At 63.2% G+C, this 19830-nt stretch carries 19 protein-coding genes; 8 read left to right on the top strand and 11 right to left on the bottom strand.

Annotated elements, in window-relative coordinates:
• Complete coding sequence (locus U5809_RS14160; RefSeq protein ID WP_322021662.1) at positions 1-1272, bottom strand: UxaA family hydrolase; 1272 nt, start codon at positions 1270-1272, stop codon at positions 1-3.
• Between the two features lie 38 nt (positions 1273-1310).
• Positions 1311-2354, bottom strand: a complete 1044-nt coding sequence (locus tag U5809_RS14155; RefSeq protein WP_322086967.1) for a LacI family DNA-binding transcriptional regulator — start codon at positions 2352-2354, stop codon at positions 1311-1313.
• Positions 2355-2590: 236 nt separating this feature from the next.
• Between U5809_RS14155 and U5809_RS14150 the strand changes: the two genes are divergently transcribed.
• The 3 genes from U5809_RS14150 (at position 2591) to U5809_RS14140 (ending at position 6338) form a co-directional block, all read left to right on the top strand.
• The gene (locus U5809_RS14150; protein ID WP_321896605.1) at positions 2591-3985 is read left to right on the top strand and encodes an MFS transporter; all 1395 of its coding nucleotides are present in this window, start codon (positions 2591-2593) and stop codon (positions 3983-3985) included.
• A 21-nt stretch (positions 3986-4006) separates the two neighbouring features.
• Positions 4007-5194, top strand: a complete 1188-nt coding sequence (locus U5809_RS14145; protein ID WP_321896606.1) for an L-talarate/galactarate dehydratase — start codon at positions 4007-4009, stop codon at positions 5192-5194.
• 142 nt (positions 5195-5336) lie between these two features.
• Positions 5337-6338, top strand: coding sequence for an amidohydrolase family protein (locus U5809_RS14140; RefSeq protein WP_321896608.1), 1002 nt, complete (start codon positions 5337-5339; stop codon positions 6336-6338).
• A gap of 141 nt (positions 6339-6479) precedes the next feature.
• Here U5809_RS14140 and U5809_RS14135 read toward each other — a convergent pair whose 3' ends face one another.
• Together U5809_RS14135 and U5809_RS14130 are read right to left on the bottom strand one after the other, a co-directional pair.
• Positions 6480-7079: an NADPH-dependent F420 reductase gene (locus U5809_RS14135; protein WP_322086966.1), complete on the bottom strand. Its 600-nt coding sequence runs from the start codon at positions 7077-7079 to the stop codon at positions 6480-6482.
• Between the two features lie 72 nt (positions 7080-7151).
• The gene (locus U5809_RS14130; RefSeq protein ID WP_321896611.1) at positions 7152-7886 is read right to left on the bottom strand and encodes an SDR family oxidoreductase; all 735 of its coding nucleotides are present in this window, start codon (positions 7884-7886) and stop codon (positions 7152-7154) included.
• A gap of 104 nt (positions 7887-7990) precedes the next feature.
• Here U5809_RS14130 and U5809_RS14125 point away from each other — a divergent pair, with 104 nt between their 5' ends.
• Positions 7991-8956, top strand: a complete 966-nt coding sequence (locus U5809_RS14125) for a LysR family transcriptional regulator (RefSeq protein ID WP_321896613.1) — start codon at positions 7991-7993, stop codon at positions 8954-8956.
• A 111-nt stretch (positions 8957-9067) separates the two neighbouring features.
• Here U5809_RS14125 and U5809_RS14120 read toward each other — a convergent pair whose 3' ends face one another.
• The 4 genes from U5809_RS14120 to U5809_RS14105 form a co-directional block, all read right to left on the bottom strand.
• Positions 9068-9451 (bottom strand): Rieske (2Fe-2S) protein, encoded by a 384-nt coding sequence (locus tag U5809_RS14120; protein WP_321896614.1) that lies wholly within the window; start codon positions 9449-9451, stop codon positions 9068-9070.
• Positions 9452-9457: 6 nt separating this feature from the next.
• Positions 9458-10408, bottom strand: a complete 951-nt coding sequence (locus U5809_RS14115; RefSeq protein ID WP_322086965.1) for a VOC family protein — start codon at positions 10406-10408, stop codon at positions 9458-9460.
• Positions 10409-10541: 133 nt separating this feature from the next.
• Positions 10542-11651, bottom strand: a complete 1110-nt coding sequence (locus U5809_RS14110) for an FAD-dependent oxidoreductase (protein WP_322086964.1) — start codon at positions 11649-11651, stop codon at positions 10542-10544.
• Between the two features lie 142 nt (positions 11652-11793).
• Entirely contained in the window at positions 11794-12792 is a 999-nt protein-coding gene (locus U5809_RS14105; RefSeq protein ID WP_321896619.1) for a fumarylacetoacetate hydrolase family protein, read from the bottom strand.
• A gap of 330 nt (positions 12793-13122) precedes the next feature.
• On the opposite strand from U5809_RS14105, the gene U5809_RS14100 reads away from it, so the two are divergent.
• A complete protein-coding gene (locus U5809_RS14100) occupies positions 13123-14523 on the top strand; it encodes an MFS transporter (RefSeq protein ID WP_322086963.1) in 1401 nt (466 codons plus the stop codon).
• Between the two features lie 60 nt (positions 14524-14583).
• The gene (locus U5809_RS14095) at positions 14584-15702 is read left to right on the top strand and encodes a porin (protein ID WP_321896622.1); all 1119 of its coding nucleotides are present in this window, start codon (positions 14584-14586) and stop codon (positions 15700-15702) included.
• Between the two features lie 119 nt (positions 15703-15821).
• On the opposite strand, the gene U5809_RS14090 is transcribed toward U5809_RS14095, so the two are convergent.
• From U5809_RS14090 to U5809_RS14080, 3 genes are read right to left on the bottom strand one after another with little or no spacing between them, the layout of a single operon-like run.
• Positions 15822-16274 (bottom strand): PaaI family thioesterase, encoded by a 453-nt coding sequence (locus U5809_RS14090; protein ID WP_322086962.1) that lies wholly within the window; start codon positions 16272-16274, stop codon positions 15822-15824.
• A 22-nt stretch (positions 16275-16296) separates the two neighbouring features.
• Positions 16297-17292, bottom strand: coding sequence for a fumarylacetoacetate hydrolase family protein (locus tag U5809_RS14085; RefSeq protein ID WP_322086961.1), 996 nt, complete (start codon positions 17290-17292; stop codon positions 16297-16299).
• Positions 17289-18149 (bottom strand): ABC transporter substrate-binding protein, encoded by an 861-nt coding sequence (locus U5809_RS14080; protein WP_322086960.1) that lies wholly within the window; start codon positions 18147-18149, stop codon positions 17289-17291. Before U5809_RS14080 ends, U5809_RS14085 begins: the two co-directional genes overlap by 4 nt.
• Before the next feature lie 226 nt (positions 18150-18375).
• Between U5809_RS14080 and U5809_RS14075 the strand changes: the two genes are divergently transcribed.
• The gene (locus U5809_RS14075) at positions 18376-18882 is read left to right on the top strand and encodes a cupin domain-containing protein (protein WP_322086959.1); all 507 of its coding nucleotides are present in this window, start codon (positions 18376-18378) and stop codon (positions 18880-18882) included.
• On the top strand, positions 18879-19808 hold the full coding sequence (locus tag U5809_RS14070; protein WP_322086958.1) for a 3-keto-5-aminohexanoate cleavage protein: 930 nt from the start codon (positions 18879-18881) through the stop codon (positions 19806-19808). Before U5809_RS14075 ends, U5809_RS14070 begins: the two co-directional genes overlap by 4 nt.
• Positions 19809-19830 lie beyond the last annotated feature (22 nt).

Genomic DNA, 19830 nt, shown 5'->3' with positions numbered 1-19830 from the left:
TTATGCAAGCACACCGATTGACCACGGGACGAACTCGCACGCTCCGATCCCCAGTTCTTCACTGCGCGTCTGCGCGCCGGATGCGCACGACAGCCAGCGCTCGAAAATCGCGTCGCCCAATGCCGCGACGCTTGCCGCCCTCGTCGCCACGACGCTGCCGTCGATATCGAGATCGTCGGCGTAGCGTGCGAATTGCGCGGCACTGACCGCCACCTTGACGGTCGGCACGCCAGCCGCGCCGAAAGTCGTCATGTCTCGCGATGCCGTCGCGACAAGCGTTGCGCCCGATGCAACCAGCCCCGAGGACGCCACCGCTTCATGGCCCGGACAATCCATCAGCACGAGGCCTCTCGCAGAGACCGGTTGCCCATAGGAATACACCGCACGCAACGGCGTGGAACCGCTATGCGCCAGTGACGACGGCGCTTCGCGTCCCGATTCGAGACGCGACATCGGCGTGTCGCGACGCGCGGTGTATTGCGCCCACCAGTCGATCCGCTGCTCGAGCGCGTCTCGCACGTCGCCCGACACGCTGCGCGCGATCAGTCCGGGCGCGCTCCGTGCCGTATCCGTCACGATCGCCGTGCCGCCTTCGGCGACCAGTCGATCGACCGCATGGCCCAGCGCCGCATGTATCTCGTGCGCATCCGGATCCGGCTGCGCGAGCAGGCCGATCGCAAGATGTTCGACCGATGCCGGGGTTCGCGTGAACCGGTTGGTCGCAACGAACATGCTTTCGACTGCGGCGATACCGCTGTCGATCGCAGCTCGCGTGCCGCCGACTTCCTGCAGCACGACCGTCTTCAGCATCGGACCGGGTTCGAGCCCCTCCTGCTCGAGAAATCCGTAGATATTGTTGCGCTCGCACCCAAGCGCCATCACGACTGCGCCAGCCAAGTTCGGGTTGCAGACCGAGCCGCCCAGCGTACGCCGCAGCAGGTCCATCGGCTCGCCGCTCTTTTCCATCCCGCAACCGAGTTCGTGGACAAACGGCACGACACCATCGATGTTCGGATACGCGGCCAGCCGTTTCGGCGTGAACCATGCGGCGACCTGGCGTGCCGCCGTTGCCGCGCAGTTGCCGACGACCAGCACGCCGATGTAGTTGCGCGTGCCAATCCGTCCGTCATCGCGCACGTATCCGTTGAAGGTAGAAGGAGGTAGTGAAGCGTTCATCGGGCATTGTCCAGATTTCCTGATGAACGATTCTCTGCTTCCGACGCCGCGGCGACAACGGAGGACATCCGTTCTACCTGACATCAGTTCCAGCATATGGAACCTCTCGATGCCGGCTGACCGCCCGCCGGCGGTTACGCGGTCCCGCGCGGCACGATCTCGAAGCCGACGTCGACGGACCTTTCGGCGTCGGCATCCGCCTGGTCGCTACCGAAACGGCGCAACAGGATGGTGGCGGCACAAGCGCCGATCTTCCGGGCGTCGACCCGCACCGTCGTGAGCGGCGGCTCGAGATCCGCCGACAGTTCCAGATCGCCGAAGCCCATGACGCCCAATCCTTGCGGCACCGAAATTCCCCGGTGCTGCGCTTCGATTAGCGCGCCGTGTGCGAGCGGATCGATACTGCAGATCACGGCGTCCGGCTTCCTACGCGCGTCGAGCAATCGCGCGCAGGCCTGGCGCCCGTTTCGCACAGTCACCGGAGCCGGTGCGATCTCGGTTCCGACGACCTTGACGCCCGCGCTCGCCAGTGCCGCCGTGCACCCCTTGCGGCGCAGTTGCGCTCGGGCGTCCTCACTCCAAATCAGCCCGACGGCCCGGTAGCCTTTCCGTGCGATGTAATCCCCCATCGCGTGCCCCGCCGCGACATGATCGAACCCCACCTGCGAATCGACCGGACGCTCGTGCAACTGCCACGTTTCGACCACGGGTATCCCGCGTTGCCGCAGCATCGTCTTCAACGGCTTGTGCTGCAGCGGCGTTGTCAGCACGATCGCGTCCGGACGGCGCATCAGCATGGACTCCAGCAAAGCGGACTCGTTTTCACCGGAGTACCCAGACTGACATACCAGCAACTGATAGCCCTCCTTTTCGAGCGCGAGCCCCAGCTCGGTCAGCGTGTTGATGAAGGGACGGTGCGCAAACGTCGGGATGACCGCGATCACGAGCCGGCTGCGCTGCATGACCAGGCCGCCCGCCAGCAGGTTCGGCACGTAGCCGGTCTTCTTGATGGCCGCGCGCACGCGCTTCGCGGTGCGCTCGGACACCTTTTCAGGATGGTTGAGTACGCGGGACACCGTCACGAACGATACGCGGGCGAGTTCTGCAACGTCGCGCAAGGTCGCGGGGCGCGTGCCCGGCTTCGCAAGTGCAGCGGGATTGTCGAGGGTGTCAGCCATGAGGTTTTGTCGCCGCGTAAGCCCGGCACTGCGCCGGATTTCCATCATGTGGGTCTTGCCGCCCCGATCGGGCCGCAGCGCACATATCTGTCGTTGACTTGAGATTACCGCATTTCTACGCTGTGTAAACGCTGTCATATGTAAGCGTTGTCATCATATTTTTTGCATCGAGATGGCAATGGCACCTCCGTCCGCCTCCCCGGCGTGGTATTCGAAAATAATCATGGAGACGTTCTATGAGCGGTAACGAAAGAACCTGGCCGCACGCGGCCGACACCGCAGGTGTGGCCTCCGCCGGCGCGCCGGCCGACGTTGACGTGAGGCGCGGCCGGTGGCGCTTCGGCATGCTTGCGCTGATCACGATCGTGCTCGCGTTGAGCAGCGGCGATCGGGCGGCTCTCTCGGTCGCGGGAACGGATATGGGGCGCGAGCTCGGCATCACGACCATCGAGATCGGCTACCTGTTCTCGGCATTCAGCTGGGCCTATGTGCTGTTTATGATTCCGTCCGGATGGCTGTCGGACACGATCGGCTCGAAGAAATCCATGCTCTGGGCGGTCGCCATCTGGTCCGCGTTCACCGTCTGCATGGGACTCGTCGAATTCGTCGGCGTGATCTTCCCGTTGCTGCTGGGGTTGCGATTTTTGCTCGGTGTGGCTGAATCACCTGTCGGCCCGGCCTCGACACGTGTGATTGCATCGTGGTTCCCGTCGTCGGAACGCGGTATTGCCGGCGCGATCTTCAATAGCGCGCAGTATTTCTCGCTCGCGGTGTTCACGCCGTTCATGGGCTGGGTCTGTTACGCGTTCGGCTGGCAATACGTGTTCATCGCGATGGGTTGCGTGGGGTTCGTCATCGCGGCGCTATGGGCGCGCTACTACTACCTGCCGACCGACCATCCTCGCCTGACGGAAAGCGAGCTTTCGTACATTCGCGACGGCGGCGGCCTGGTCGACTTGCGCAGCCGCAACCGCGCCGCCGCGCAGGAAACACGACGCTCGCAACTCGCGGAGATCGGGCTCCTGTTCCGCAGCCGGATGCTCCTCGGCATGTTTCTCGGCCAGTACTGCGTGTCGGCGATTACCTGGTTCTACGTGACGTGGTTCCCGATCTATCTGGTCAAGCAGCGCGGCTTCGACATCCTGCAGGCCGGCTTCGTGTCGTCGATTCCGGCACTCTGCGGCCTGATCGGCGCTATCGCGTCCGGCTTCGCATCCGACGCTCTGCTCAAGCGCAGCGGTTCGCTCACTTTCGCACGCAAGGCGCCGATCGTCACCGGCGTGCTGCTCAGTTCGTCGATGATCCTGTGCAACTACATCGACACGCCGTGGATCGTCGTGGCCGTCATGAGCATGGCATTTTTCGGCAAAGGTTTCGGCAACCTGGGATTCAGCGTGGTGGCCGATACGGCGCCGCGCGAAATGGTCGGCGTGACGGGCGGCGTGTTCAACGCAATCGGCAACATCGCCGGCATCGTGACGCCGGTCATCATCGGCTACCTGCTGCACGCGAGCGGCTCGTTCAATTCCGCGCTGCTGTATGTCGGCGCGCACGGCCTCATCGCGGCTTTTTCGTATCTCGCCATCGTCCCCAAGATTCATCGGCTCAGCCTCGACGAGCTGAGCCGATAAGTTCCCGTCAGGAGAAACCGGATGTCCAAAGAAACACAAGCAATCTACTCCGATGCGCTTGCGGCACTGCAGCCGGGCGAAGCTACCACCGATCGCATCTCGTGGGTCAAGGTATCGCTCGTCTTCCTCCCGCTCGCGGCCCCGATCAGCGATGCGAAGGTGCTGACCGGCAGGCAGAAGCCGCTGACCGAAATCGCGTTCGTCTTCGCCGAGATTCGCAGCGAGCAAGGACATACCGGCATCGGTTTCGGCTACTCGAAGCGAGCCGGCGGCCAGGGCATGTTCGCCCATGCGAAGGAGCTTGCGCCTGCTCTGATCGGCGAGGATCCGAACGACATCGCGAAAATTTTCAACAAGCTGCAGTGGGCCGGCGCATCGATGGGGCGAAGCGGTCTGACGACGCAGGCCATCGCGCCGTTCGATATCGCGCTCTGGGATCTGAAGGCCAAGCGCGCGAATTTGCCGCTCGCCAAGCTGCTGGGCGCGCACCGTGACTCCGTCCAGTGCTACAACACGTCAGGCGGCTATCTATCGATGCCGCTCGAGCGCGTGCTGGAAAACGTCGGGCGCTCCCGTGAAAACGGCATCGGCGGTATCAAGATCAAGGTCGGGCAGCCCGATACGCGCGAAGACTTCCGGCGCGTATCAGCCGTGCGCGACCTCCTCGGGCCCGATTTTCCGCTGATGGTCGATGCCAACCAGCAATGGGACCGCCTGAAGGCACAGCGGGCATGCCGCGCGTTCGAGGAGTTCGACCTGACCTGGATCGAGGAACCGCTCGACGCATACGACTTCGCCGGTCACGCCGCGCTCGCGGCATCCCTCGACACAGCGATCGCCACGGGCGAAATGTTGACGAGCTTCGGCGAGCATGCGCAACTGATCGACGCGGGCGGCGCGGACTTCATCCAGCCTGACGCGCCGCGGGTCGGCGGCATTACACCATTCCTGCGGATCATGCAGTTCGCCAATCTGAAGGGCCTGAAACTCGCACCTCATTTCGCGATGGAAATCCACCTGCATCTGGCTGCTGCATTCGAATCCGAACCGTGGCTCGAGCACTTCGAATGGCTTGAGCCGATGTTCAACGAACGGCTTGTGCTGCGCGGCGGACGGATGTTCGTTCCGAACCGCCCTGGCCTCGGCTTCAGCCTAAGCGAGCAGGCGCTCGCATGGACGGCCGGCAGCGAGGAGTTCAAGGCCGCCTGAGCATCGCCTTGCCGAGAACCGATCGCCCCTCCGAGAGCGCACCCGTAAGCGCATCGGGTTCCCAGCCGCGTGGGGCCGCCTCAAGCGCGTGTTGTTCCGCCGCGTGTGCGTTTTCACACCTATTCATCGAGAGTCAAAAGCCTTGAACCGTCCCATCACGAACGCAATCCTACATCGCCGCGACCTGCTCAAGTTGGGCGCATGTTCTCTGGCGCTGGCGGCAACCGGCAGCATTGGTCGAGCCGCGCCGGTCAGCGCGCCCACCGTCAGGGTTCCTGTCAACTTTCCCGTTCCTGTGCACGCTTGCGATGCGCATTGTCACGTATTCGACCCGGCACGGTTTCCGTACGTCACTCGTCGCTCGTACACTGCACCACCGGCCACCGCGACGGACCTGCGCAACCTGCACACGGCGCTGGGCATCGAGCGCACGGTGATCGTCACGCCGTCACCGTACGGCACCGACAACCGGGTAACCGTCGACGCAATCAAGCAGTTGGGCATCGACCGCGCCCGCGGTGTCGCGCTCATCGACGACAGCACCTCGCGTGAGGAAATCGAGCGGCTCGACGCCAGCGGGATCCGTGCGGTGCGCGTGTTCCTCGGCTTGACGGCCGACGTCGATCCGCATGAGGCGATTCGGCGATTCGCGACAACGACGCGCCAGATCGACGGTCTCGGCTGGCACCTGCAGACCTATGCACGCCTGCCGGTACTCAACGCGCTGAAGGCACAGCTGTCGGACCTTCCCGTTCCGCTTGTCCTCGATCACTTTGCAGGGCTGGACGCGTCGGCGGGCACGGATCAACCGGGATTCCCAATGGTTCTGGACCTGCTGCGGTCCGGCCGGGTATACGTCAAGATTTCCGGGCCCTACTACTCGTCGAATGACAAGCCCGACTTCGCCGACATTGCACCCTTCGCCCGCGCGCTCGTCGAAGCCAATCCAGCGCGGATTCTGTGGGGCAGCGACTGGCCGCATCCTAACAGTGCGCCCGTCCCCGGCCGAAAGCCGACCGACGTAGCGCCGCCGCAAGACATCGACGATGGTCGCGGATTCAATAGGCTTGCCGATTGGATATCGGACGCATCCACGCGCCGGTTAATTCTTGTCGACAATCCACAGCGCCTGTTCGGCTTCTGACACCCAACGATCGGTGGACGGCGCACGAGGCCCAAGAGATCGGAGCGACCGCATTATCGCTGGCGCCGCCCCGCTTCAATCAAACTGTTGCTGCCGTTGTCCAGGAGGCAAGATCGCATCGGAGTTTGCGCTCGCGACTCGTCAGCCAAATTTGACCAATTCCTCAAAAATCAGTTGACCCCATCTATTTCCGCGCGCTTGCAGAAGCAGTCCACCTTCCGAAAGCCCACCAAGCTTGATCGGCGAGAAACCGAGATTTTCTGCAAGCGTGCCAATCTCCGCTGCGGCGCCTTCGTCATCGCTCGCCAGGAACACGACTCTCCTGCCACCATTTACCGCCGGATCCTGGTCAAGGACGGCCGCCGGCAAATGATTGAAGCCCTTGACCAACCTGCCGTCAGTGAACGCCCGCGCGACGGCCCTGGAAGAAGGTTGCCCTTCCAGTTGCTCGGGCGGCACGCCGTAGGCATTGGTCACGTCGACAATAGTCTTCCCCTTCCAGGTGGACAGCGTCTTCGCGACATCCTGGTGTGACTCGAAACGGACAGCCAGAAAAACGACGTCAGCCTTGACAGCTTCCGCCAGCTTTTTGGGAACAATCGTGGGTCCAATCGCGGCCGCGACGGATGCGAAGCTTTCCGGGTCGCGCGTGGTTGCAACGAATACTTCGACGCCGCTTCGGGCGAACGCCCGGGCAAGCGCTTGGCCGATCTTGCCGAAGCCAACGATTGCGTAGCTCATATCTTCCCCTTCCGTTTATCAAGCCCCGCGGACTCCGAATATCGAATGGAGTAACCGGCCGGGCGTAGCGTGTCAGAGTTGCGCCAGGCCGCCGTCGACGGCGACCTCGCTGGCGGTCATGAAGCTGCTGTCCGGCGACGCGAGAAAGGCCGCCACCGCGCCGATCTCCGCCGGATCGGCCATACGCTGGAGCGGCGTCATCGCACCGTAGGCCCTCTGACCCTCTTCGCCCAGCGCCTCCTTGGCCAGTTCGGTCGCCGTCGCCCCGGGCGACAGCACGTTGACCCGGATGCCGGTGCCCTTCAGGTCCTCCGCCCAGGTCCGGGCGAGGTTGCGCACCGCGGCCTTGCTCGCGCTGTAGGCCGTGAATCCGGCGGCGCCCGTGGTGCCGGCGCTCGACCCGGTCAGGATGATCGACCCGCCCGGGCCCATCAGCGGCAACGCCTTCTGGACCGTCAAGATGGTCCCTTTCACATTGGTGTCGAAGGTGGCGTCGATGTGCTCGACGGTGATCTGGCCGAGCGGAAGCGGGCTTCCCGCGCCGGCGTTGGCGAAGACGATGTCGAGGGTTCCGCGCTCCGCCTTCACCGCCGCGTAGAGCCGGTCGAGGTCGGCCGGATCGGACACCGAGCCCTTCACCGCGCGGGCATGGGGCCCAAGCTCGGCCACCGCGGCGTCGAGCGCCTCCTGCCGGCGGCCGAAGAGGAACACGAAAGCGCCTTCCTCGATGAAGCGCTTTGCTGCGGCGCGACCGATGCCGGTTGCGCCACCGGTGATCACGGCGGTCTTTCCATTCAGTCTGTTCATGTCATGCACCCTTCGAAACAAAAGCGACAAAGTTGATTCTGGCGCGCTTGATTCATGAAGCCAATTGACTGAATATCTATAGATAGCATCTACTTTCTAGATATATGCTGGACAACGTCACCATCAACCAGCTTCGCGCGTTCGTCGCGGTGTGCGACCAGGGGAGCTTTTCCGGCGCCGCACGTCAGTTGAGGCGTGCACAGTCGGCGATCAGCCACGCGATCAGCGCGCTCGAGAGCGCATTCGACGTAGTGCTGTTCGAGCGCAACACGCGCAAGGCGACGCTCACGGCCGCGGGTCGCAGCCTCCTGCCGGACGCGCGCGGGGTGATCTCACGCACCGAGGAAATGAAGATGCGTGCGGTTGCGATTGCCGAAACCGGCGTCCCGCAGGTCTCGATCGCCGTGGACACCTATTTTTCGCGTGCGCACCTGATTGAATGCCTGCGCACGCTGCAGACGGAGTTTCCGACGGTTGCCATCAATCTGCGCATGACCACCATGCAGGGCGGCGAACGGTTGGTCCTCCAGGGCACGTGTGCATTGGCGGTGACGATCACGGACGTGCCCGAGCTGAACCCGGGCACCATCGAACGGCATCATTTATGTGATGCGCAAATGGTGACCGTATGCGGGCCATCGCATCCGCTGGCCGCCATGGCGGGGCCGATCCCACGCGAGGAATTCGGCCGGCACATCCAGCTCGTCGTCACCGACAATCAGCCCGATGCGGAAAAGACCCAGCAAGGGGTCGCCAGTGAACGCCAGTGGTGGGTGAATGATCTCGGCGCGAAGCACGACCTGCTCAGAGGCAGCTTGTGCTGGGGGCACATGCCACGCCATATGGTCGAGCAAGACCTCGCGAAGGGAACACTTGTCGAGCTCCAACGGCGCGCATGGCACATGCGGCCGCTTACGTTCATGATCTCGCAGCGGCGCGGGTACGCGCTTTCCGAATGCGAGACACGACTAGTCGAGCGCCTTGGCGATCCTCAGCGTCGGCCAAAGAATGTCAACCATCGCTCCGTCTCACGCAAAGGCAAAAAAATCACGAAAATCGACCAGACGTAAACAACTGTCAGTCTGGTCTGCTGCTCCTGAACGGATCCGCAAAGTAAACTTTGGAATCTTCAATGCCTGTAACGGGCAGGTAACTGCCAATTCGGAAACCCGTCAGCGTAGCTACGGATCGATCTCGAACTCGCCTGCCCCCCAAAGCATGCTGAGAAACCTCCCATTCTCGATTCGCAGAGGAACCGGTTCGAGTTTTTGCCCGAGACATGGGCCCAGTATGCAGAGACCGTCGTCCAGCGTGAATTTCGCGCCATGTCCATGGCAGACGATGTGCTCCATCGAACGATCGAGATAGGCATCCTTGCGCCACGGAAGCGTCGAGCCCGGCCAGTGCGGGCACGAATTCCGGTAACCGCGAATCAGCCAGTCCCGGCGAATGACGAAGAGGTCGTCGACGCCGCGCCCCTGCAGATCAAACCCGCGCGCCCCAGAAACCGGGAGCGCGCTCAATTCACAAAGACGCATCCAGCGCAACGAGCCGGCGGCCTGCATCGGCTGTCATACCTGTCGCGGTTCGGACGACGGCGGCGGGCCACCCGGCGCCCACTTTTCACGCCACTGGAGCAGGAACTCCTGAGCGCGGTCCGCATGCGCAGGTGCGATACGCGGCACCCACGTATCGTCGTGCAGGTCCATGTCCGCGTCGTACTCGATGTGGCAGCCAAACGGCGAGTTGAAATACCAGAACCAGTTCGAGCCGAATTGATGACGGCCTGGGCCCCAATACGATTCATAGCCTTTGGCCGCGAAAGCGCTGCCGGCACGCATCACCTCTGTCGGGCCGCCGAGGTGAAACGTGAAGTGCTCGCAACCCTGCATGACCGGCGGCGTCTGGATCAGGAAAAGCGTATGGTGATCGAGCGTGCCGGCAGGGCGCAGGAACGGCCCCATGCCGATGAACTTGTCGCTGAGCCGGAATTTAAGCCGGTTGACGTAGAACGCTTCTGCCTTGTCCGTGTCCGGCACGAAATACACGACGTGCGACAGCGTCCTCGGGCGCGGCGGCTGCTCGTTCTCACCGGTCAACGCACCCGTCACGTTGACCCCGCGACGGCCATCGCCCGGCGCGTTCACCCACTCGGCCGGAAGCCGCAATTCGCGGCGCACGGTGACCTGAAACCCGAGCATGAACCCCGCATCGTCCACCGCTTCGATCGAACCGTCGGGCAGCAACATCACCTCGCGGTCCTTTTCGAGTTCGCTGGCGATCTCATTGAGCGTCGCCTCGTCGGCCACCCCATAGATGGTCTTGCGCAACTGATTGGCCGTCGCAAACGGCCACGCCGGCAGCGACGGATCGTCTTTGGGGCGAATGACGATCCCGGTTCCGTCCAGGGCTTCGAATCTGTCTTCGCCCTGTCGCGTGAGACCGTAGTCGAGAAGAAACTGTGTGCAGCTTTCAACGTCTTCGACACCGAAGACGAGTGTGTCAGGTCCGAGGATTTTCATTGTCATCGTCCAGTTGGATGAAGCCGTCTCAACACGTGAGACGCGTTGGTTACCGTCGCATCGCAAATACGTTCGGGCGGCGAGCGCCGGCCCCTGACGACCGCATGGTCCGGAAGGTTTTGTCGTATGGCGCCTAGATGGGTTGGCCGAGATATCGGTACGTCTCCAGCAGCAGGGCGGCCGACCGATCCTTGTTGCCGATCGAATCCTCCTGTTCGTTCAGGCAGAGCTGTAGTGAAGCGTCGTAGATTCTCTTCACGCGCTCGCAGCGGCGCTGGTCGTAGCCGGCAAGCGCTTCCTCGGCCGACGCGCTGCCGTCGAGGCACTCCGCCAGCACCACGGCATCCTCGACCGCCATGCCCGCGCCGGAGGTCATCTGCGGTGTGGGCGCATGTGCGGCATCGCCCAGCAGCACCACGCGCCCGCGATGCCACGGCGTGGGCACCAACGTGATGTCGAGCGGACGGAAAATCACTTGGGACGATTCAGTGATCAAGTCGAGCGCGTCGCGAATGGCCGGCGCGTCGAACTCGGCCAGCCGCTCGCGGATGAGCGCATGCGACTGTTCCGCCGCGATGCGTAGCGGTTCGCGGCTGCTTTCGAGATAAAACATGTAGCAGTTCTCTCGCGAGGTCGGGAAAATTCCCAGGACCTTTCCGGTCGGCGTGCGGTACAGACAGAAGCCGTCGGCTTGTTCGGGGCGCGGAGCGTTGAACCGCCAGACGCTCTGGCCGGCGAACTGCGGCTCGTAGTCAGCGCCGAAGACGCGCTTGCGCAACCCCGAATACACACCATCTGCCGCGACCACCAGGTCGTACGATGCCAGTCGGCCATCCGAAAACTGCACGTCGACGCGATCCCCGCGGTCCGTCAGATCCTGGACCGTCACACCCTTTTCCAGCACCGCACCGCTGTCCTCCGCCGCCGTCTCGAGGATCCGTGCAAGTTCCGGCCGACGGATACCGCAGCTCGGCGGCGCGGGATGGACGTGCTGCAGCTGACCTGACGCATCGAACTCTCGAAAAACGTCGAACGCCATTCCGCTTTCGCGACATGCATCCGCAAGGCCAAGCGTTTCGAGCGCACGCATCGTGTTGTGGAGCAGACAAATGCCCGCTCCTGCCGTCGGTCTTTCCGGCTTGATATCGATGCAGTGGACATCGAATCCTTGCCTGGCCAGCGTGACGGCGGCAGTGGCGCCGCCAATCCCGGTGCCCACGATCAGCACGCGTTTGACCTTCATTGTCTGTCTCCTTTCTCCACTCCGATGGCGAATTGGTTTTTTGGCCACCAGTGAAACCGATGGACACCCCGGACTGATCCGGCGTGTCCCCCGACGATTCTAGGCTTGTGCCGTGACGAAGCCTGCGCGCGCGAAGCCCCTTTTACATGAAAGGCGTGCGCCGCTGCGGCCACCATGTTTCCTGCGGTTGCTGCGCGATGCGATTGCGCAGCACACCCACGCCCTTCACGTCGAGCTCGATCACGTCGCCGGGTTTCACGCTGCGTCCGAGCTCGAGCGCCGAACCGTTGCCCATCGTGCCCGAACCGATCACGTCGCCCGGTTGGGCGTAGTCGCCGAGCGATACGTACGCAATGAGCTCTTCCGGCGTCCAGAGCATTTCCGACGTGTCACCCTCGCCCCACGTCTCGCCATTCACGCGCACCGACATCCGGATATTGTCGAGTCGCTCGAACTCGTCGATCGTCGTGATCCACGGGCCGATACCGTACGCAAAGTCCTTGCTCTTCGTCGGCCCCATGCCGATCGCGAACTCGTTGCCCTGCAGATCGCGCGCGCTGAAGTCGTTGAAAATCGTCACGCCGAAGAGATACGAACGCGCCACGTCAGGCGTGATGTTGTGCGCCTGACGACCGACAACCCAGCCGAGCTCCAGCTCATAGTCCAGACGCTCGGAGCGTGCAGGCCAGGGCACCTCGGCTTCGTGCCCGATCACCGTCCACGGCGAGCCCTTGAAGTAACCGGGCACTTCGAGCAGGGCCGGCGTCGGGCTGATGTTCATCCGCTCATGGAACTGGCGGATATGCTTCGTGAAAGTGAGCCCATCGCGCACCACGGACGGGTCACACGCCGCGCCCCACTGCAGCCCGTCGAGCGCAAGCGACGCGTCATCGCCGTGTTTCGCGGCTGCTTCGGTCGCGGTGTCGAGAAAGCGTTGCCCGAGCGCGATGGCGGCCGACATGCTTTCCGGGAACACGACGGATGCGTAACGCAGTGCAGCGTCGCGGGTTGCCCCTTGCGCCTGCAGCCGCAACGCTTCTGCCGCACGCAGATCGATGACCCGCCCCTGCTCCGGCTGCACCAGACAGATGCGGTGAACCGGCCCGTCCAGACCGTCGACTACAAATCGCCCCAGCTTCATATGCCGTCTCCATGTGATGAAATTGAGATGAATTATAATGAAACTGAACGTATCGTTTTGTCAACGGCATAAAAGCTAGGGTATTTCCCGGCAACCTTCGCCGTTGCTGCACAGGAACATTAGTATACGATTCGTATCGTTTATTAATGAGACCTCATGCAACACCCGGGAAAACCAGAGGTCGACCGTCGGCTCGCCAAGAACGGAACCACGGCACTCGTTTCACGAACCACGCAGCAAGTGAAGGCGGACGATAGCTACGCAATCCGTCAACACCGTCGCGCCTGCCTCCTCGATCAGCCCGAGTCTCACCGTAACTCCGGAGCGTTCATGCGTCGCAAAGTAATCGCTTTCCACCACTACTACCCGTGGTTCCTCGTGTTCATCCTGTTCAGCACGAGCGTCGTGTCATATCTCGACCGAAACATCATTTCCCTTTTCGTCGGACCAATCCGGCACGACATCGGGCTGTCGGACGTGCAGATCAGCCTGCTCCAAGGGGTGGCCTTCGCATTGTTCTATTCCGTGATGGGATTGCCGTTCGGTCGTCTGGTCGACCGTCACACGCGCAGGAACCTGATTGCGGCGGGCGTCTTGCTGTGGAGCGTCATGACGATCTGCTGCGGCCTGAGCACCGGCTTCTGGCAGCTCTTCCTCTCCCGGATGGGCGTCGGCATCGGCGAAGCTTGCTTGGGGCCCGCGGCGTTTTCGATGATTGCCGACTGTTTCGTGCCGGCGCAGCGCGGACGAGCCATCGCCACCTACAACATGTCCAACTACGTCGGCGTCGGCGCGTCGCTGCTGTTCGGCGGTGCGGTCATTTCGCTGCTCACGCGCTTCTCCGGCTTCTGCCTGCTCGGGTTTTCCGGCATGCCGATATGGCGGCTCGCCTTCATCGTTTCAGGCTTGCCCGGCATCCTGATGGCGTTCGTCGTTCTCGCACTGAAGGAACCGGTGCGCCGCGAAGTCAAGCAGGCGACCGATGGAAACAGTGAGAAGCTCGGATTGTGGTCGTATCTGTCGCGTCGCAAATGCGCGTTCACGTCCGTCTATGCCGTCTATACGCTGACTGCGATGATCGGCTACATCATCGTGGCGTGGGCGCCGTCCTTTTATATCCGTCACCACCACATGCAGTCCGCTCACGTCGGTCTCACGATGGGCGCAATGACGATAGCCAGTGGCGTCGCGGGATGTATCTGCGGCGGGTATCTGACCGACGCACTGGCGTCGAGTCGAATTCGCGGCGGCCGTTTCAGGCTTCCGCTCGCCTGGTGGCCGATCGCGTTCGGATCGGTCATCGGCATGGTGCGCGTTTCCGGTCCGACGTTGAGCCTTCTTTTCCTCGGTCTGCTCACCTTCGGCAGCGCACTCTCCTTTTCGGGCGCAGCAGCCGTCATTCAGGACATCGTGCCGAATCAGCTCAGAGGTCAAGCCGCGGCGCTGAACTATATCTGGACGGGAATCATCGGCCTGTCGCTGGGGCCTACGTCCATTGCGCTCGTGACGCAATACGTGCTGAAAGACAACGCATTGCTCGGTAGTTCGCTCGCCATCGTCATCGTTCCGCTCTCCGTGATCGGTTTTATCACGTGCTGGCTGGGCCAGGAGAGCTACCAGAATGCCCGCGACGATCTGCTGGCATCGCTCGCGAGAGGCTCGCATCGTCTCGCCACACCAGAACCGGCGCTGACCGGCAATAGCACGGACGTGGGGAAGACCGCCGCCTAGCGTCATCGATTCGAATAACAAAAATTTCACGAAGAAGAAGTCAAAAATGGAGAAGGAGACATGAGAACACCGCTACTGGTGCTCGCCGTCACGGCGACTGCCCTATCCCACGGTATTGCCTCGGCACAATCGAGCGTCACCCTGTATGGCACCCTGGCCACCGGCGTGGTGTATTCGCCCAATGTCAGAGGTGGTGCCTACGCGGGAGAACTCGATAACGACCATTGGAATTCCACCGTCGGCTTGAAAGGCAAGGAAGAGCTCGGCGGCGGACTTTCCGCAGTGTTCAACCTGCAGATGGCCATCCGGCCTTCCAACGGCGCCCTGTCCGGAGCGGGAGGCTGCACGCAGATCTTCTGCAAAGCATACGTCGGGCTGGCCGACGCGCGACTGGGCACCTTCACCATCGGCCGGCAGCAAGACTACATGGCGGAGTTGCTACCCTACGAGGCGAACTACTACTCGACGACCATGGCCGCCCATCCGGGCGGCATCGATCGCTTCAACTTCCCGGGCGTAAATAACGCAATCAAATACCGAAACGAACTGGGGCCGTTGACCGTCGGCTTCATGTACGCGCTGCCGGACCACGCTGCAACGGGGCAAGCGTTCTCCGGCAGGACGCTCAGCGCGCTGCTCGCATGGTCGAAAAACGGGTTTGATGCGGCGCTCGCATGGTCCAGCTTCTCCGATTACGCGCTGAAGCCTTGGTCACCAACGAGCGGACTGGGGCTGCCGGGAGGCACGTTCTGGGGCGTGAACGGGACGCCCGGCAGTGCCACGGTCGTTCCGCTGGAGAGCCTAGACATGGCCGGCGCAGGTGCTGGCTATACGTGGGGGCACGCAAGGTTCGCAATCGGCGCATTCGACGTTCACTTCAAGGGCCACGATGGCCGATCCGCATCGATGCCGATCGTAAACGCTAACGTGGGTTCCTACGTGCGACCGGACGTTGCGCTCGGTTTTGGCTACTGGCACGCGAACTTCCGCGCAGCTCAGACGTACTACGACAACGTCAACGTTTCGGCCGACTACTACCTCTCGAAGAGTACCGACGTGTTCATTTCGCCGGTCTACGCGCACACGTCAGGTCGGGGCCTCGCGCAACTGTTCCAGCTCGGTTCCGCATCGGGCGGCAACCAGTTCGCCGTCGACATCGGGATTCGTCACAACTTCTAGGTCGGGCCGGCAGGTCGCCGGCCCGCGTCCGCCATGGCCGGACAGGCTTGCCGCGCGTGCGGCGGGGCTGCCACCGCCGCACCGCGAGTCGGTCAACGTGGCAGCCCCCTTCCTTGCCCTCAACCGCGCACGTCGAATACGGCGAACGACGCGGTCGCATTGGCCACGCAGCGCACGCGCGCCCCGTCATACAGGTCCGCCTCGAGGAATGCGATGCGGTTGCCGAGCCGCGTCACGCGCGCTTCGACCGCAAACTTCCCGACAAACCCCGGCTCGAGCATGTTTACCGTGAGACTGACGGTTGCGCACGTGCGGCCGTGCGGGAGTTGCGAGAGCAGGGCAAGCGCCATCGCCAGATCCAGCATCGATGCCAGCGCGCCGCCGGAGACGACGCCGTTGCCCTGGACAGAGTCGGCGGGCGCGGTAAACCCGATCGACAGCGCGCCCTTGCTCCCCCCCAGCAACGTCGCGCCGAGCCACTGCAATGCCGGATTCATCGTGAGTGCGACGTTGCCGACGCCGGCCGCAAGGGTCTGCTGGATAAACGCGCGGTCGAGGTTGTCGGGCCGCACGTTGGCTTCCGCTTCGAACGCCTCAGCCATTGCGCCGCTCCGTGCAGATCTGGCGCTGACGCCCGAGCCCTTCGATCTCCGCCTCCATGACGTCGCCGTCGCGCAGGAAGCGGTTGTAGTGCGTGCCGTTTCCGGCGGGCGAACCCGTACAGATGATGTCGCCCGGCAAGAGCCGCGCGTACCGCGAGATGTATTCAATCTGCTGCTCGATACCGAACAGCATGTCGGCGGTCGTTTCGTCCTGCATGACCTGACCGGACACGGTCAGGCGCATCCTGAGCCGGTGCGGATCCGGCACGAACGCGCTGGGAACGAAGTACGGGCCGAGCGGAAGAAATCCCGGCTGTCCTTTCGAACGCAGCCAGTCGGTACCCAGCATCTTGTAATCCGTCCGCGGAATGAGATCGCGGGCGGAGATGTCGTTGACGATGGTATAACCCGCCACGTACTCGAACGCATCCTCCCGTTTGATTCGATACCCCCCGCGGCCGATCACGACCGCCAACTCGAGTTCCCAGTCGGGCTGCGTCGTCGTGTCGGGCAACACCAACGGATCGAACGCGCCGGAGATCGCAGACACCGGTTTGGTGAATGCGTAAGGCTCTCCATGCGCCACACGTTCGTCGAGCATGTTTTCTGCCCACTCCCGAAGTTCCATGTCGTTCAGGCCGTCGGGCCCCACCTTCGCGTCAACGGTCAGGTCGACTACATGCTTGCGGTAGTTGGCGCCGGTACAAAACACCTGTCGGGGCAGGTCGATCGCCGGGTGGGTATGCAGGTCGGACAGACGGTACCAATCCCCTTCCAGGGCGATGACTTTGTTCGCGAGGCGCTCCAGCGCCGGGCGGCTCAGATCCCAGTTTTCGAGTAGCCCGAGAACCGTAGGCGACCCTGCCAGCATCGCGTCGCCATGTCGAGCCGCGAGCTCGGCAAGCGGCATCACGCGTTCGTCCACGACGAAGCCAACGAATCGCGCACCATCGCCTGCGGAAAATGTTCCAAGTGAATACGGCGTCATGCCATGTCTCCGATATGTTTTCGAACCAGCGAATCGTCGACGATTGCCGAATAGTCGCTGTCAGCGCCCGCCAGGCCCAGCGCCCGACGATGCGCAACGAGAAGCGCGACCCCGTCCGACGCCGGCAACAGCGACCGGGGGGACAGCGCGATCATTCCGTCGGCCGCGGCCAGCGGCAGCGATGCCGCGACCACCGCGTCCCGGGCCAGCGCCGGCTGATCGCGAACCGTCTGCCGCGCTCTTTCGAGATCCTCCAGCCACGCACCCACGCGCGCTTGCGCGCCGCCGGTGCGCATGACGATTCCCTGCCCCGGAAAATGCGGCCAGATATCCTGGACGCTCGCCACCCTGACGAATCCGGCCTTGATCGCCATCGCATCGAACGGCGGGCCGAGCAGCGTGGCGACGCCCTGCCGCGCCAGCAGCGCTTCCAGACGCTCCTGCACACCGCCCGCGGTCACGAGGCGATAGGCATCGCCGTCGAGCCCCGCCTCGTCGAGCATCGCCCGCAACGCCGTGACAAAGCCGTTGTCGGGTGCGTCGATGAGAATGTCCGCGCCGCGAAGCGAGCCTACGCTCGACCGGCCGGCCCGCGCCACCAGCGTCAGCGGCGTGGTCCGCTCGATCTGGGCGACGACGCGGAAATCGGCCGGCCCGGCACGCCGGTTCCATCCGATGACATTGTCCATCGCGGTGACGACGGCATCGACCTCGCCCGCCACCAGTGCGTCGAACTGCTCGTCCGACGAGCGGTTGCGCACCGCCTGCGTAGTCACCGCGGCGTGCGGATCTCCGCCCGCGACCATGGCCAGCAGCGGCGGCACGAACCACATCACCCGGATCGCTTGTGTCTCCATCACGTCGTTTCCTCATGGTTGGCTATCGTCAATTACAGAACGCATCGTTCCGTTTTGTCAAGAAATGTTTTCGAGATCCAAATTCATTGACCAGTCATTTCCCTATTGACACTAAAACTCCGACAGTTAACGATACGAAACGACTCGACTCGTTAATGGAGAAAAAATGGACACTACGGTACACAGAGATAGCGCGCAGCCCGTGGAGGGAAACGGTTATCGGCCCGTGCGTCGACTCATCACGGACACCAACGCCGACGGGAAGTCGTACTTTGTATCGGATGGGCCGGCCCCGAACAGGACGGCACGCGCGGGCCTGCCGGTCGCGCATGTTCTGTGGGCGACCGGGGAAGCCCGCGCACCCGGTGCGGAGCCCGCGCCGGCCGGCCACGCATTCGAGTTCCATTCGCACGGCGGCTCGCTGCTGCGGATCGTCGACTTTCCGCCCGACGAAACCTACGACGAGGCTACGCTGCAACAGTTTCTCGACGCCAACGGCGTGCGGGACAAAAGCAATCCCCGGCATTTCTGGTTCCACAAAACCGAGTCGCTCGACTACGCGTTCGTTCTGGAGGGAGAAATCTGGGCCCTGCTCGACGAAGGCGAGAAGCTCATGCGCGCCGGCGACGTGCTGATCCAGCGGGCGACCAACCATAGCTGGGCAAACCGGTCGGGAAAACCGTGCCGCATGGCGTTCGTGCTGCTCGACCTCGTTGACGGAGAGCCGCTGTGAGCAAGGCAATCATTACGTGCGCCGTGACTGGGGGCGCCCACACCCCGTCGATGTCCGAGTTCCTGCCCGTTACGCCGGAGCAGATCGCGGCCGAATCGATCGCAGCAGTCGAGGCCGGCGCCGCCATCGTGCACCTTCACGCGCGCAACCCCGAGGACGGCCGCCCCACCGGCGACCCGGAGATCTTCAGGCGTTTCGTGAGCCCGATCAAATCGGCGACTGATGCGATCATCAACATCTCGACGGGCGGCGGCGGTCCACACATGTCGATCGAGGATCGCGCGGCTGCGGGCCGTGCCCTGAGGCCCGAAATGTGCTCGCTCAACATGGGATCCATCAATCTCGTGCTGGCCGAAATGGCCGAGCGGAAACGGGACTGGAAGCATGACTGGGAAGTGCCGTTCTTGAAGGGCACGCGCGGGCTGATCTTCCGCAATACCTACGACGACATCGAGTGGATCCTGGAAAACGTCGGCCGGCTCGGCGGTACGCGCTTCGAATTCGAATGCTACGACGTCAGCCACCTGTACACGCTTCAGTATTTCCTCGAAAAGGGGCTCGTGAAGCCGCCGCTGTTCGTGCAGACCGTGTTCGGACTGCGCGGCGCGATGGGCGCGCACGTCGAGGATCTGCTCCACCAGAAGCGAACGGCCGACCGGCTGTTCGGCAGCGACTATCACTGGTCGGTGCTCGCGGCCGGCAAACACCAGATGCCGCTTGCGACGATGTCGAGCCTGATGGGCGGCAACGTGCGCGTCGGCCTGGAGGACAGCCTTTACATCGGCCGCGGCGAGCTCGCGCAGAGCAATGCCGATCAGGTCCGCAAGATTCGTCGGATTCTCGAGGAACTGGGCATCGAGATCGCGTCTCCTGACGAAGCGCGCCGGATTCTCGACCTGAAAGGCGCCGATCAGGTGAACTTCTAGGCAGGCTCCGCCGCCCCACCCG

The organism is Burkholderia sp. BCC1999, assembly GCF_905339975.1.
Taxonomy (GTDB): Bacteria; Pseudomonadota; Gammaproteobacteria; order Burkholderiales; family Burkholderiaceae; genus Burkholderia.
This window is presented reverse-complemented; position numbering and strand designations above follow the sequence as displayed.